Annotated in this window: 13 protein-coding genes; 4 read left to right on the plus strand and 9 right to left on the minus strand. The window is 74.1% G+C overall.

Annotated features, from left to right (window positions below; translation table 11 throughout):
• The first annotated feature begins 56 nt into the window (after positions 1–56).
• From EDD40_RS35560 to EDD40_RS35570, 3 genes are all read left to right on the plus strand, one after another.
• Entirely contained in the window at positions 57–1,001 is a 945-nt protein-coding gene (locus EDD40_RS35560) for an acyltransferase domain-containing protein (RefSeq protein ID WP_123746792.1), read from the plus strand.
• 59 nt (positions 1,002–1,060) lie between these two features.
• On the plus strand, positions 1,061–2,068 hold the full coding sequence (locus tag EDD40_RS35565) for a hypothetical protein (RefSeq protein ID WP_123746793.1): 1,008 nt from the start codon (positions 1,061–1,063) through the stop codon (positions 2,066–2,068).
• 95 nt (positions 2,069–2,163) lie between these two features.
• A complete protein-coding gene (locus EDD40_RS35570) occupies positions 2,164–2,535 on the plus strand; it encodes an STAS domain-containing protein (protein WP_123746794.1) in 372 nt (123 codons plus the stop codon).
• 80 nt (positions 2,536–2,615) lie between these two features.
• On the opposite strand, the gene EDD40_RS35575 is transcribed toward EDD40_RS35570, so the two are convergent.
• Complete coding sequence (locus EDD40_RS35575) at positions 2,616–2,888, minus strand: GlsB/YeaQ/YmgE family stress response membrane protein (RefSeq protein ID WP_123746795.1); 273 nt, start codon at positions 2,886–2,888, stop codon at positions 2,616–2,618.
• Positions 2,889–3,159: 271 nt separating this feature from the next.
• Here EDD40_RS35575 and EDD40_RS35580 point away from each other — a divergent pair, with 271 nt between their 5' ends.
• A complete protein-coding gene (locus EDD40_RS35580) occupies positions 3,160–3,753 on the plus strand; it encodes a hypothetical protein (protein WP_123746796.1) in 594 nt (197 codons plus the stop codon).
• A gap of 65 nt (positions 3,754–3,818) precedes the next feature.
• Here EDD40_RS35580 and EDD40_RS35585 read toward each other — a convergent pair whose 3' ends face one another.
• From EDD40_RS35585 to EDD40_RS35620, 8 genes are all read right to left on the minus strand, one after another.
• Positions 3,819–6,578 carry a SpoIIE family protein phosphatase gene (locus tag EDD40_RS35585; RefSeq protein ID WP_123746797.1) on the minus strand — a complete coding sequence of 920 codons (2,760 nt, stop codon included), beginning with the start codon at positions 6,576–6,578 and terminating at the stop codon, positions 3,819–3,821.
• A 254-nt stretch (positions 6,579–6,832) separates the two neighbouring features.
• Complete coding sequence (locus EDD40_RS35590) at positions 6,833–7,264, minus strand: sigma-70 family RNA polymerase sigma factor family protein (protein WP_123746798.1); 432 nt, start codon at positions 7,262–7,264, stop codon at positions 6,833–6,835.
• 370 nt (positions 7,265–7,634) lie between these two features.
• A complete protein-coding gene (locus EDD40_RS35595) occupies positions 7,635–8,081 on the minus strand; it encodes an STAS domain-containing protein (RefSeq protein WP_123746799.1) in 447 nt (148 codons plus the stop codon).
• Entirely contained in the window at positions 8,078–9,247 is a 1,170-nt protein-coding gene (locus EDD40_RS35600) for a cobalamin B12-binding domain-containing protein (RefSeq protein ID WP_123746800.1), read from the minus strand. The genes EDD40_RS35595 and EDD40_RS35600 overlap by 4 nt, the downstream gene beginning before the upstream one ends.
• On the minus strand, positions 9,244–10,890 hold the full coding sequence (locus EDD40_RS35605) for a PP2C family protein-serine/threonine phosphatase (RefSeq protein WP_211348296.1): 1,647 nt from the start codon (positions 10,888–10,890) through the stop codon (positions 9,244–9,246). The genes EDD40_RS35600 and EDD40_RS35605 overlap by 4 nt, the downstream gene beginning before the upstream one ends.
• 243 nt (positions 10,891–11,133) lie before the next feature.
• Positions 11,134–13,089 carry a DUF6541 family protein gene (locus tag EDD40_RS35610; protein WP_148089001.1) on the minus strand — a complete coding sequence of 652 codons (1,956 nt, stop codon included), beginning with the start codon at positions 13,087–13,089 and terminating at the stop codon, positions 11,134–11,136.
• A 273-nt stretch (positions 13,090–13,362) separates the two neighbouring features.
• The gene (locus EDD40_RS35615; RefSeq protein ID WP_123746802.1) at positions 13,363–13,824 is read right to left on the minus strand and encodes a TY-Chap domain-containing protein; all 462 of its coding nucleotides are present in this window, start codon (positions 13,822–13,824) and stop codon (positions 13,363–13,365) included.
• Positions 13,821–14,351 carry a DUF6301 family protein gene (locus EDD40_RS35620; protein ID WP_148089002.1) on the minus strand — a complete coding sequence of 177 codons (531 nt, stop codon included), beginning with the start codon at positions 14,349–14,351 and terminating at the stop codon, positions 13,821–13,823. The genes EDD40_RS35615 and EDD40_RS35620 overlap by 4 nt, the downstream gene beginning before the upstream one ends.
• Between the last annotated feature and the right edge of the window lie 65 nt (positions 14,352–14,416).

Genomic DNA, 14,416 nt, shown 5'->3' on the forward strand with positions numbered 1-14,416 from the left:
TCCGGGCGGTCCCGGGGAAGGGGAGGCGACCCCGGTCGACCGGTAGGATCGCCGGCGTGGATCCGGACGAGACCGCCGCCAGGCTCGGGGTAGCCGTCGAGGACGTCGACCGCGTGCGCCGGCTCGCCGGCGACCTGCCGTCGGCTCCGCTGCCCGCCAAGGCCGACGCGCCCGCGATCCTCGACCGGCTCGGGGTGCGGCCGGACGACGCCGCCGAGATCACGGCCGGCTGGCCCGACCCCGACTCTCCACTGTGGACCCCGGAGCTGCGCTGGCTGCTCGACCGGTCGGTCGCCCTGGTCCGCGCCGACCTCGGGGGCCACGGCTGGTTGCCGCCCGGCCCGGCGCTGCCGCGCGACCGCGGGCCCGCCTGGCGGCACCTCTACGCGTACGCGTACCTGGCCCTGGTCGACGTCGTCAGGGCCTACCACCGCGACCACGGCGTGGCGGACGCCGTGTCGTGGACGACCCTCGCGGACCTGGGTCGGAACCTCGCGATCGACCGGCGGATGCACGGCGAGGGCTGGCCGGTCATGCAGAGCTGGCTGACGCTGCACGCGCGGGGCGCCGTCTACGAGCTGGGCCGGTTGCAGCACCACCGCGGCGACGGCGCCATCGACCTGCACATCCCCGAGTCCGGGCCGTTGACCCCGGAAGCGGTCACCGCGTCGCTCGACGAGGCACGCGCCTTCTTCCCCCGGCACTTCCCCGAGGAGCGCTTCACGGCGTTCGCCTGCGGCTCCTGGCTGCTCGACCCGCAGCTGCGGGAGTACCTGCCCGAGGACTCGAACATCATCCGGTTCCAGCGGAGGTTCGAGCTGGAGCCGTACGAGGAGCCGGAAGGGCTGGACGCCGACGTCGAGGTGCTGCGGTTCACGTTCCGCACCCTCACCACGCCGCTCGACCGACTGCCGCGCCGCACCGCGCTGCACCGCGCGGTCCTCGACCACCTGACCGCCGGCCGCCACTGGCAGTGGCGCCGCGGCCGCTTCCCGATCTAGCCACCTCGCCGCGCGTCCGCCGGTACCCTCTACGCCACATCCGTCGGCAGGAGGGCCCCGTGAAGATCAGGATCGACAGCGGCGACGAGTACCACTTAAACGACTACCACTTCCTGCACCGCTACCGGTTCGTGCGGAACATCGGCGGCGGCGGCGACAGCGCCCACGTCGTGCTGCTCGACGACTTCACCAAGTGGAACGAGCTCGCCGTCGCCGTCGAGGCGGCCGTCGGCGGGAAGGTGGAGAAGACGGAGTTCGCCGCGGGGGGCGTGCGGTGGCAGCGCAAGGCCGGCCGGAAGGAGATCTGGCCGACGGCGGACAACCACGCGGTCGAGCTGACGAACGACCAGATCGCGGCCCTGGCCACCTGGTTCAACGAGGCCGGGTACTCCGCCCCGCAGTTCCCGCCGAAACTGGTCAACGCCTCCTTCAAGACCGCCGTTGCGGTCCTGGACAGGATCAAGCAGGCGAAACCGACCACCGAGCTGTCCATCCAGTGGCCGCTCCGGCTGCCACCGGGCGTCGGCGTGGACCGGAGGACCAAGGACGGACCGGGGCGCGACCGGTACATCTGGGGCGACGAGGGCAGCGTGGAGGACTACCCGCACATCCACTGCTTCGTGGACGGCGGCTACATCACCTCCGCGCACGCGACGATCGGACCCGAGGACGGCTCCAAGGACAAGCGCCACCCCAAGTTCCGCAGCGACCTGGCGGTCGTCCGGGACGGCTTCGCGCTCACCGCCAAGGACACGCGGATGCTCGACGAGCTGGAGCGCGTGATGCGAGCGCTGGTGTCCGGCGAGGAACTGGTCCGCACCACCACCACTACCACGCAGCCCCGGCGCGCCAGGAAGGTCGTGGACGAGGAACCCGCGCCCACCCCGGTGCCGACCGTCGCGGTGCCGGTGGTCGCGGCCGAGCTCGTCCGGTTCGCCGACTCGAACAACATCACGATCGAGCGGGTCGTGGCCTTCGCCGCCTACTACGGCATCGAGCCGTCGCAGTTCGGCACCTGGGACCGCGAGAGCTTCGAGGAGATGGAAGCGCACATGGTCACGGACTGAGCCGACCCGCGACAGGCAGCACACCACCTGACCACCGACGGTGACGATCGCCGCCCCTGGTCAGGCCGGCCGGGAGCAGCGGTCATGATGGTGCGGTGAATGCTGCTGACTCACCTACCCCGGAGTTGACCACCGACTCGCACGGCGACGCGACGATCGTTCGCGTGGTCGGGGACATCGACATGGCCAACAGTGACGATCTGCTCGAACGCTGCGTGGAACTGCTCGACCGCGGGGTGGACACCTTGGTGATCGACCTGTCCGGGGTGCCGTTCTTCGCCTCCTCCGGAATCGCCGCCCTCGGCCACATCCGCGCGCACGGCGCCTCGCTCGGACGCCGACCGGTCCACGTGGTGGCCAGCCGGGCCGTGCGCCGGTCGCTGACCGCCACCGCGATGGACAAGCTGTTGCCGTTGCACGAGACGCTGGAGAACGCGCTGGCCGCCGCCCAGGCCGACGCTTCGTAGGACCGGGACCCCGGTACGGGGACAAGCGTCGGGCCCGCCGGCTGTGTGCCGGCGGGCCCGTGCGCTGTGGTGGTGTCGGGTCAGCTGTGGGCGCGGTGGCCTCGGCTGGTGACGACGTGGTAGATGCCGAGCACGACCAGCGAGCCGAGGATGGCGAGCAGCCAGGTGCTCAGGTCGAAGAAGCTGCCGATGTCGGAGCCGAAGATCGCGCGGCCGATGAAGCCGCCGAGGATGGCGCCGACGATGCCGAGCAGCATGGTGATGACGATGCCGCCGGGGTCCTTGCCGGGCATGATTGCCTTGGCGATGGCGCCGGCGATGAGACCCAGAACGATCCAACCCAGGATGCCCACGGTGCTTCCTTGTCCTCGTGCCACGCCGACTCCTGCGACGCGGCGTGATCGTTACAGGGGTCGGGGTGCCCACATCGCGCGGATTTCACACCTCCGGGAGTTCAGTGGCGTGGTGACGTCGAAGAACGTCGACGGCGCAGACCGGTTTCGTAGTCCCGCCCCGTAGTGGGTATACCGGCGGGGACACCGCAGGCACGGCCGCCGGTGGCGGTCGCGGTGTGGCGATCCGGCGGCGATCCGGCAGGTGGATCCGGCATGAGGAGGCAGGGCGGTGGAGCAGTTCCCGCGTCCCCGACGACCGTTACCCGACGCCCACGTCCACGCGGAGGCGGAGGTGCGGGAGTTCCTCGACCCGTGGCACCCGCGGGCCAGCGTCGAGACCGGCCACCCCGAGCGGGTGCTGGTCGACCCCGAACGCGTGCTGGACAACATCACCCTGGCCCTGCACCGGTTCGACGTGGACGTCGACGCGCCGCCGGCGTTCGAACCGGACACGGTGACGGTGGACGAGCTGGCGGTCATGCTCGACGACCTCGACCGGGCGGCGGCCCTGGTGGCGCGCCTGGTCAACATCGCCGTGCAGCTCATGACGGCCCGCTACCCCGAGCCGCTCGTCCGGTTCCCCCTGCCGGACACCTACGACCTGCGCGCCGTCGACCGGCTGGCGATCGGCGACCGCGCGCACGACCTCGCCCGCGACATCCTCAACCAGCGCTTGGCCGCCGACGCCGACCTGCACCCCGACGAGCTCGTGGAGCAGCTGCGCCCGCTGAGCCCGGGTGAACAGGTCCACCTCCTGGTGGCCCTGTGCCGCATGTACCGCCACAAGCTCCTGGCCCTCAAACACCACACCGGAACCTACTGACCACGGCGGGTGAGCACAGGTGCCCACGACCTGGCGCCGGGCTCGCGGTCGACGACCGGCGAGCCCTAGTCGGACTCGGTGCGGTCGACCGTGATCCGCAGGGACAGGGTGTCGGCGGTCAGGCCGTGCAGGCCGGACAACGACAGCACGCGCGCGGGCGCGGTCCCCTCGACGGCGTGCACGGTCAGGGCGCGGTGGGCGCGGTGCGCGGTGGCGGCGGCGTCCAGCAGCAGGGCGATGCCCGAGCTGCTGAGGTAGCCGACCTGGCCCAGGTCGATCTCGACCGGTCGCGGGTCGACGGAGTCGATCCCGGCGGTCAGGGCCGCGCGCAGGTCGTCCACCGTCATGAGGTCCACGTCGCCGGTGAGGCGCAGGACCTGCACCGGGGCGTCGTCGGCGGAACCGGTGACGGCCGTGTGCCCGCTGGTCGGTTCGCGCACCGCGGCCACCGGCGCGCCCGTCGGCTCGCCGGCGAGGTCGAACTCGACGGTCGTGCCGTCCTCGGCGCGGTGGAACACGGCCCGTTCGGCGATCGAGCGGATGATCTGCAGGCCGCGGCCCCGGTAGCCCTTGTCCTCCGGCTCGGGCCGCCAGTGGCCGTGGTCGCGGACCGTGACGCGGACGCCGGTCGCGGTGGTGGCGAGGTCGTAGGTGAACTCGCCCGGCACGTCGTCCGGGTAGGCGTGGTCCACGGCGTTCGCCGCGGCTTCGCCGAGGGCCAGTTGCAGGTCGTCCAGCTGGTCCGGGGACAGTCCGGCGGTGGCGGCCCACGCCTCGACGTTGCGGCGCATCACGGCCAGCTCGGAGGGCCGCGCCGGCACGGTGTTGCGCAGCGGCGGGGGCAGGTGACGGGCGAGGACCAGGGCCACGTCGTCGTCCTGGCCGTCGGCCAGCATCGACCCGATGATGGCGTCGCTGAGCGCTCGGGGCGGGAGGTCGTGCGCGTCGCGGACGGTGTCGAGCAGCCGTTGCAGGCCCTGGTCGATCACCGCGCCGCGGCGTTCGACCAGCCCGTCGGTGTAGAGCACCACCGACGCGCCCGGTTCCAGGCCGGTGGTGTTGTCGAGGTAGGGCGCGCGTCCCGGTGCGCCCAGCACCGCTCCGGTGCCCCCGGAGAGGAACCGCGCGCTGCCGGAGGCGTCGAGGACCAGCGGCGGCAGGTGCCCGGCGGCGGCCCAGCTCAGCCCGCCGGTGCTCCAGTCGAACGTCAGGCAGGCGCAGGTGCTGCCCGCCGCGCCGTTGACCCGCGCGGTGAACGCGTCGAGCCGCTCCAGCGCGGCGGCGGGGGAGTGGCCGTCGAGCAGGTAGCCCGCCAGGGCGCTGCGCAGCTGCCCCATCACGGCGGCGGCGGTCGGGCCCTTGCCGACGACGTCGCCCACGGACAGGGCGACCGAGGTGCCGCCCAGCGGCAGCACCTCGTACCAGTCGCCGCCGATCCGGGACTGGGTGGAAGCGGGCAGGTAGCGGGCGGAGGTGGCCAGCCGGTCCAGCGCGGGCAGCTCGCGGGGCAGCAGGCTGCGCTGCAGCGCCTCGGCGATCTCGTGCTCGCGCCGCAGCAGCCGCTCCCGCTCGGCCTCGGCGCGCTGCCGCTCGGTGACGTCGCGCCCGATCGCCTGCACGCCGGTCGGCGTGGCCTGGATGCTCAGCTCCACCTCCACCACCGTGCCGTCGGGGCGGCGCAGGCCCCACACCTCGGTGACGACCCGGGCGGCGGACAGGTCGGCGGTCAGCCGGGTCAACCGGTCCAGCGCCCCCGGCACGACCAGGTCGCCCACCGCGCGGCCGACCAGGTCGTCCCGGCCCTGCCCGAGCAGCGCGCACGCGGCCTGGTTGACCTCGACGAACCGCAGCTCGTGGTCCAGCACCCAGATGGCGTCGGTGGCCCGTTCCACGAGCAGCCGGTGGCGCTGCTCGCTGTCGCGCAGCGCCCGGTCGGCGTGCGCGCGCTGCAACGACTCCCAGCAGCGGTTGACCACCACCGACACCACCTCGACCTCCTCCGGCGTCCAGTGCCGGACGGTCGCCTGGTGCACGGCCATCGCCGCGGCGAACCGCCCGCCGCGCAGCAGCGGCAGGCAGATCACCGCCCGGATGCCGGTGACCCGGTAGGCGGCCAGGTCCGCCGGACCGAGCCGGGGGTCGTCCGCGCTGTCGTCCACCACCCACGGCTCGCCCGCGCGCATGGCGCGCAGCGCGCCCTCGCCGAACTCGCGCATGGCGAACCGGCCGGGCAGCGGGGGCAGCCCGGTGGCGTAGTCGCCGCTCATCACGAAGTGGTCCTCGTCGGCCTCGGCCCGCGCGTAGGCGCACCGGTCCACCCGCAGGTGCTCGCCGAGCAGGCGCGTCGCCAGCGCCATCAGCTCCTCGGCGTCGTCCAGCCGCTGCAACTCGCGGTCGAGGACGGCGAGGAACCGCTGCCGCTCCAGATCGGCGTGACGCGCGGTGACGTCGTTCACCGCACCGCGCACGGTCTTCGGCGTGCCGTCGGGATGCCGCACGACGTGCAGCTTCTCCTTCAACCTCCGCACTTCGCCGCGCGCGGTCACCGCCCGGTACTCCACCTCGAACACGTCCCGGTCGGGATCGTCGCGCCACCGGGCCTCGGCGGCCTCGGCCCGGTCCTCGGGGAGGATCAGCGAGCCGAGGAAGTCCGGCTCGGTCAGCCAACGGCTCGCCGGGTGGCCCAGCAGCCGTTCGGCGTGGGCGGAGACGAACGTGCAGCGGCGGGTCCGCGCGTCGGCCTGCCAGAGCACCACGGCCAGCCCGTCCACCAGTTCGCGCAGGTCGGTGGCCTCAGCCGGCACCGCCTCGGACGCGGCATCCATGTGCGCCAACCTTCCACTTTCGCGCGAACCGGTCGGCGGGCTCCAGCCCGGAACCCGGACGATCAGGCAAACGACTGGGCCGAGGGTACCCACGCGCCCGCCGAACATCCCGCACGGCCGAGCGGTCGTGGCCACACCGGCCGCCCACGACCTCCGCCGGACGCTCGCCGGCACCGCGGCGGACCGGGGTGTCACGGACCTCGGCGGTACCCGGTCTTCACTCGTGGACGCCGAAGACCCGCCCGGCGCGCCGGTCAGCCCTGCCGCGGTCGCCTGCCCCGGCCGGGCACCGCGGTGATCTTCGACGGGGGAGAGGAGATCGCGTCGGACACGGCCGTGATCTTCTCGGGGTCGAGCAGCCACAGCACGTGGTCGATGCCCTCGGTCGTGGCGCTGACCGCGACCACGCCGAAGTCGGCGCCGTGGCGCAGCAGCACGGCGCACGGCTGCCCGTTCGCGCTCGCCCACCGCACGTCCAGGTCGTCCCGGAACCAGGTGGTGATCGAGCCGAGGCACCGCTGCGCGGCGGCCACGCCCACGACCGGCTTGCGCGCGACGCCCACCCTGCCCTCGCCGTCGGACAGGCTGGTCACGTCCGGCACGAAGAGCCGCTCCAGCGAGGCCATGTCACCGGCGCGGGCGGCGGCGATGAAGGCGGCCGGCAGTTCCCGCCGGGTCGCCTCCACAGCCGTGCGTGCCGATCGCGCAGTTGCCGCAGGCACCCCTCCGCGTCGACGACGACCGCCGGCTGTCACGACGGGGAGGGCTGTCCGGTCTTGATCGCGGGAGGCGTCCGGAACGGCCGGGCGCCCCGGTCGGCCATGAGGCCGCGTCCGCGTCACCCGACTCGCGCGTGGACGTGCTGACCGGCGCGGGACTATACGAGGCGCTGGCGGGCGCCCAGGTCGTGGTCGACGTGGCCGACTCGCCGACGAGGCCGTGCTGCACTTCTTCCGCACCTCCACCGCGAACCTGCTCGCCGCCCAAGAGAAAGCCACCGCCCACGCGGCTGCGGCCTGTGTGGACGGACGCGGGGCTGCCCGGCGCGTGAGCGGTTCACCGCCCGTGGTCGGGAACCGCCTGCGCCTGCCGTTCCGGCGCGGGAAGGGCGGGCTCGTCGAACAGGGGGTGCACACCCGTTCGACGCAGCAGGCGGTCCAGGTGCGCGGGCCGGTGGTCGAGCACCAGCCGCATGCCGTGCTCGGCGGCCGTGCCGCGCAACGACAGCAGCACCGACAGGGCGTAGGAGTCGAAGTGGGTCAGCCCGGTCATGTCGAGCACCAGGCGGCGTTCGGCGGTCGCGGGTGCCGGTTCGGCCGAGGTCGCGCCCGCCGCGGGCACGGCGGCGTCGCCGACCGGTCCGCCGCGCAGGGCGCGGGCGACGGTGTCGGCGAGCTGGTCGGCGTTCTCGAAGCCGAGATCGCCGGCCACGGCGACGGTCAGGTGCCGGTGGTGCGCGGACGTGACGGTCAGGCGCAGCGGGGACGACGGAAGTCGGGTCATGACGCGGAGGCCCCGGCGTCAGGGGTGGCGAGCCGACGACGGGCGACGGTGAGCATGGCGGTGGCGCGGGGGAAGTCGCGCAGTTCGTCGGCCAGCAGCCGCAGCGCCGCGGGCAGGAGGTGGCCGGGGACGCCGCGGGTGGTCAGGATGTGCGCGGTCCAGGCGGTGAAGTCGGTGAACACCGCGGCGTCGTCGGTGTAGAGGGCGGCGGCGAGGAACTCGGTGATGTGGGTCAGGTCGTCGGCGGTGTGCTCGCGCTGCAGGTCGCTGTAGGCGCGCATCGCGTCGAACCGCTGCTCCAGACCGGTGTAGACGTTCTTGACCAGCTGGACGGTGCCGCGCGCGACCAAGGTGTACTCCTGGTCGCCGAGGTGGGGCAGGTGGTCTGCGGTCGTGCTCGCCGAGCGGGGGTGGCCGGGCGGGTCAGCCACGAGCAGGTCGGCGGCGGCACGGGCGTGCGGCGCCCACGCGTCCGCGCCCAGGCGGCGGGCGTGGCGGCCGTCGGCCCCGAACGCGGCGCCACCGGCCAGGACCGGGACCCCCGCGGCCTGGCAGGCGGTGATGGCCGCGTGCGTGCGCGGCAGCCGGGTGGCCAGCGACGCCGACAGCGCCACGACGTCCGGCCCGGTGCGGTGCAGGTGGGCCACCAGGTGCGGGGTGGGAACCTGCGCGCCGAGGTAGTCCACGGCGAACCCGCGCAGGCGCAGCACCTCGGCCAGCAGCCGGGCGGGCAGGGCGTGCCACTCGCCGTCCACGCACGCCACGGCGACCCGTGCCCGGTGCGGGCGGAGCCGGGGCAGGCTCGCGGACAGCACGCCCACCACCCGGTCGTTGATGGCGGTGACGGCGTGCTCCTGCGCCACGGTGACCCGGTTGGCCGCCCACTCCACGCCGACCCGGGCCTGCGCGGCGCCGATGACGTCGAGCAGCACGGTCTCGGCGGGCATGCCGGCGGCGAGCGCGTCGAGCACCACGTCGGTGGCGGCGTACTCGTCGCCCGCGATCAGCGCCGGCCACAGCCGCTCGACCGTCGCGGCGACCACGCCACCCGCCCCGTCCCCGGTCCCGAGGTCGGCGCGGAACCCCTCCGGCCGGGCGTCTGCGTGGTCGGGGCTCGTCGTCGTGGCCCGCGCGTGCGGGATCGCCGGGCCGGAGGGACCGGTCATGCGGTGGGCCGGCCGTCGACGGCGCCCGGGTGCCGGCCACGGGGCGCGGTGATGGCCAGCAGCGCGGTGTCGTCCTGGTCGCGGGTGCCGACCCAGCGGGAGACGAGCATGTGCACGTGCTCCACGATCGCCTCGGCGGGCATGCCCGCGCACGTGGCCAACGCCCGGCTCAGCCGCTCCTCGCCGAACATCTCCCGCCCCATCGGCCCGCCGTGGGCCTCGGTGACGCCGTCGGTGTAAAGCAGGCACGTCTCGCCCGGCTCCAGCAGCACCTCGGCGGTCGTCGCGGAGATCTCGGGCAGCACGCCGATCAGGGTGCCGGCGGTGTCGGACTCCTCCACGCTCCCGTCGCGGCGCAGGATCAGCGGAGGCAGGTGCCCGGCGCTGGTCAACCGCAGCCGGACCCCTTCGGGGACCCTGGTCACCGAGGCCAGGACGAGGGTGACGAAACGGGTGTGGTGCGAGTTGAGCAGGGCGTCGTTGAGCATGGTCAGCACCCGCAGGTGGTCGTCGGCCAGCGACAGCAGCGCCTGCAGGGTGGTGCGGACCTTCCCGGTGAGCACCGCGGCCTCCATGCCCTTGCCGCACACGTCGCCCAGCACCACCAGCGACGCGTTGGCCTGCTCGGCGGCTTGGGCGCGGTCGGTGCGCGTGCCCTCCGCGACCAGCGGGTGCACGTCGTAGAAGTCCCCGCCCACCTGCTCGGTGTCACCCGCGGGCCGGTAGCGGCCGGCGAACTCCACCCCGCCGATGCGCCGCAGCGTCGGCGGCAGCAGCTCGCGCAGCAGCAGCTCGGTCAGACCGGCCTGGTGGGCGTACATCCGCGCCGCCGACATCGCCGCGCCCGCGCGCGCCGCGAACAACCGCGCGAAGCCTTCCTCCTCCTCGGTGAAGCCCTCCTGCCCTTGGAGGCGCAGCAGCACCAGCGCGCCGGCGGGCACGCCGTGGCCGGGCAGCGGCGTCAGCACCACCGAGCCCACCGGCCCGAAACCGTCGGGGACCAGCCAGTCCGGCATCGCCTCCGGGTCGATCCACCGCGAGGGCACCGGCGGGAACCCCTGCAACGCCTCCGCCAACCCGACGACCTGCTCGGGGTCGGCGTCCGACACCGCGGACGTGCTCTCCCCGCCGCGCTCGCACGCGGTGACCGGCAGCCCGCGGCCCGTGCCGCCCGGCGCCACGACCAGCGCCGCGTCGGCCAGGTGCGCCGCGGCCAGCTCGGCGGTCACCTGCATGCACCGCTGCGGGTTGAGCGAGGTCAGCAGGGCGGACGAGACCTGGCCCAGCAGGGCGGTGCGCTCCTGCTCCACGCGCAGCGCCTCACGCGCCAGCCGGACGTCGGTGTCCTCCACCAACCACCAGGCGACCGCGTCGCCCTCGGGGACCGGGTGCGCCTCGAAGCTGCGCTCGCCGACCACCCCCGCCGCCCGGACCGCCACGCCGCCGGCCGTGGTCTCCTCGTGCGCCCGCCGCAACCAGCCGCTGACCGCGCCGTCCATCGACGCGCCGGTCCGGGCCAGGGGGAACAGCGCGCCGGCCGAGGAGTTGACCGACCTGATCACCCCGTCGGCGTCGGCCACCAGCAACGGGTAGGGCGCGGCCTGCCCGCGCCCGTCGACCGCGCGACGAGCGGAAAGGGTCACATCGGCTACATCGGCTACATCGGTCACGTCGGAAGGCCTCCTGGCGGCGCCCGTCACCTCATAACGTCATCGGGCGGGTCAGGTCCACGTCCGCCGCCGGGTGGCTCCGGGGAGCCGGCATGAGCCTGACCTCAGGCTACCCGCACCACTGCGTTCACGCGATCGGGTGACGAGCGTCCGCGCCCACCGCCGCGGGCGGCCTGTCGGTGAAGATCACCGACAGGCCGCCTGACCTGTGCTTTCTCAGCGGGTGGCGCGGTGGGCGACCGGGCTCGCCGAGGTGCACGCGGTGATCCGGTAGAGCCGGGTCGACCCGGCCCGGTCGACCAGCTCGAACCCCCGCGCCCCGAGCACGCCCGCGATGCCCCCGTAGGGCTCGACGGCGGTGATCGCCGGATCGTCCCGGCCGATGAGCACGTACTCCGCCCGGTAGCGGGCCAGGGCCGCGCAGACCCGCGGGTCGGTCGCGGCCTCGTCCAGGTGGCGGGCCAGGTACTCCTGCTCGGCGCTCTTCGGCTTGAGCAGGTGGGAGTACAGCACCTCGCGGTCGGCCAGCGCCCACAGGTAGACGCTGCCGTCGAACGGGTTGCCGAGCACCACGGAGTCCTCCGGGACCCGCTCGGCGATCCGCGGGTAGAACTCCCGCATCTCGTCGGTGACGAGCTGGTGCTCCCGCGCCTTCGGGTAGGTCACGGCCACCCGCGCCTCGCGGTCCGTCGAGTACAGGCCGGCCGTCGCGACGACGAGCACCGCGGTCAGCCCGACCGCCGCGGCCGGCCGCGGCAGCCGCCGCGCGCGGGACAGGAGCTTCCCGGACAGGAGCTTCCCGGACAGGAACAGCACGCCCGCGACCGCGAGCGGCACACCGGTGATCGGCAGCATCGCGGCCAGGCGGTGCGAGTCGCTGTACCAATAACCGGTGAGCAGGTCGGTGTCGGCGCGGTTGAGCGCGGCGGCCAGCACGTACAGCAGCCCGGAGACCAGGTGGCCGGCGAGCACCCAGCGGATCGCGGGCGTGCGGCGGGCGGTGGCCGTGCCGACGATCACCAGCGCCGACAGCAGCCACAGCGCCTCACGCAGGTTGGTCGCGTTGAGCAGCACCTCGCCGACCGCGGCGGCCGGTGTCTCGAACGACTTCCACGCGTTCCAGTTGCGCACGTCGGCGAGCACCGGCGTGGTGGCCGCCCACAGCCAGCCGCCGAAGACGACCGCGACGAACGCGGCGCACTCGACGACACCGCGCCGCGCACGCCCATCGGCGCGCAGCGCCCGGGCCCGCGCGAACACCGCCGCACCGGCCGGGAAGAGCGACAGCACGATCAACGAGAACACCACGTTCGGATGAGCGAACCCGGCGGCCACGAGCGTGATCGCCAGCAGCAGCCACGCCCGGCCCCGGCCGAGGCAGTCGTCCTTCACCCACCCGGTGACCGTCAGCACCGCCGCGAAACCGGCCGGCGCCAACGCCATGCCCAGCAGGTTCGGCCACAGCACGCCCCACCCGAAGAGGTCCCACGGGAACGCGGGGAACGCGATCGACAGCACACCGGCGACCGCCAACGCCGCCACGTCGCGCCCGAACAGCTGCCGCACCAGCAGGAGACAGCCCACGGGCCACACCACGACCGTGATCACCGCGCAGACCACGTTGGCGGCGACGGGGATCGACGCCCCGGTCGACATCACGACCAGCGAGGTGAGGTCGTGCCACGCCGCCGGGTAGAAGCCGCCGGGCGTCTCCGGGTCGCCCAGCGCGTACAGGGTCAGCGACGACGCGTCCCCGCTGTCGGCGATGTGCGCCAACGCGTTGTAGTGGAACGGCGTGTCGAAGACCTGGGACACCCCGTCCGGCGTGCCCACCGCCCGCACGACGGCGATCGCGGCGAGCGCGAACGCGGGCAGCGACCCGGCCACCGCGGCCAGCGCGATCTGCCGCGGATCGGTCCTCGCGGACAACAACCCCCTGTGCCGCAACAGGAAGGCGAGCAGCCCGGCCAGTCCGACGGCCACGGGCACCGCCGCCAACCCGACCGGCGCCGACCACGCGACACCGGCCGACCCCGCCACCACCGCCGCCGCCGCGATCACCGCGACGCTGATCACCGGAGCCATCGCGAACGCCGCGATCCCCCGCAACCCCAACAGGCAGCCCACCGGCAACCCCGGTCCCCACAGCCACCCGACCGCGACCAGTGCCACGGGCACAACGCTGAACCACGACATGTTCGTCCCCCCACGAGACGTCCTCAGGAAGGCGAGTCCTCCCCGACTCGCCCTCCTAAGGGCGCGCGGGACGCCTGCGGGTTGCGCGTCGATCCCGTCCGGCACAAGTCGCCCTCACGGCGAATTCCCACGACGGCCGCGGCCGGGAAGCACCTGCGGCTGTTCGCATCGCACCGACATCGACCGCCGCCGGCACCGCCTGACGTCGGCCACCACCCTGCGGGGGACCTGGCTGCTCGTCGCCCGCCGTCACCCGGCCGCGGGCGGGATGCCCAGCCACGACAGCACCAGCGGGTGCTCACCCCGGTCCCGTCCGGCGGCCGGCGCCGCGTCGGACGGCCACTCCGCGTCGCGCCACGCCCTGTACACCAGCTCATCGGGACCGGGGAGCCCGTGGACGTCGCGCAACGCCACCACGCAGCGCGCCGACAACGCGGCGTACTCCACCGTCAACGCGGGCAGCGGCAAGGTGCAGGCCCAGTTCGGCGGGGCGTCACCGGTCGGCGGCGCCCACCCGGCCGCGGCCAGCGGGCCGGGGTCCGCGGCCGGCGACCCCGCCTCGGCGTGCAGCTCGTGCTCGCCGCCGGCGAACTGCACGAACACCCGCGGTTCGGCCCGCGAGAAGACGACCAGGAAGACCCGGTCGGACACCTCCCGCAACGCCTCGGTGAGATCCCCGCCGAACGCCTCCCAGTCGGACACCACGGTCACCGGCCCCCCGGGGTGGTGAAGCGGACCGCCGCGCACCTCGACCACAGCGAGGCGGTGACCCGGGCGGGCCCCATCTCCCAGGTCGCGTCGGTGCACCCGCGGTCGCGCCTGATGGACGGACGCCCCAGCCGGGCCGTCCCCTCGCGCACCACCAGCGTGAAGAGGTCGCCGAGGAAGGCCCTCGTCGCCGGTGTCCCCTCCGTGACCTCGTCCGCGATCCGGAAGCGCACGGACGACACGGCGTCGATGCCGGACATCGACACCTCCGGCGGGGTGAAGGCCGGGTTGACCAGGTACCCCAGCCCCTCCTGGACGTCGATCGCCCAGCCGAGGCGGTCGACCGCCCTCCGCTGCGCCTCGGCGCGGGACACCGGCCACGGGACACCGGCCCAGAAGTCGACGGTCTCCCAGACCTCGGCGGGGGACATCGCGGAGTGGTCCACGTCCACGCGTTCGCGACCGGGTGCGCTGATCTCGTCGCGGATCGCCCTGCTCGTCATCGCGGCCGGGCTGCTCTGCTCTGTCACGGGGACCTCCGACGGGCCACCTTAAGGCAGGCCGTTTCGGCGCCGTTCGACGGCGGTGCCGTCGG

The organism is Saccharothrix texasensis, from assembly GCF_003752005.1.
GTDB lineage: Bacteria > Actinomycetota > Actinomycetes > Mycobacteriales > Pseudonocardiaceae > Actinosynnema > Actinosynnema texasense.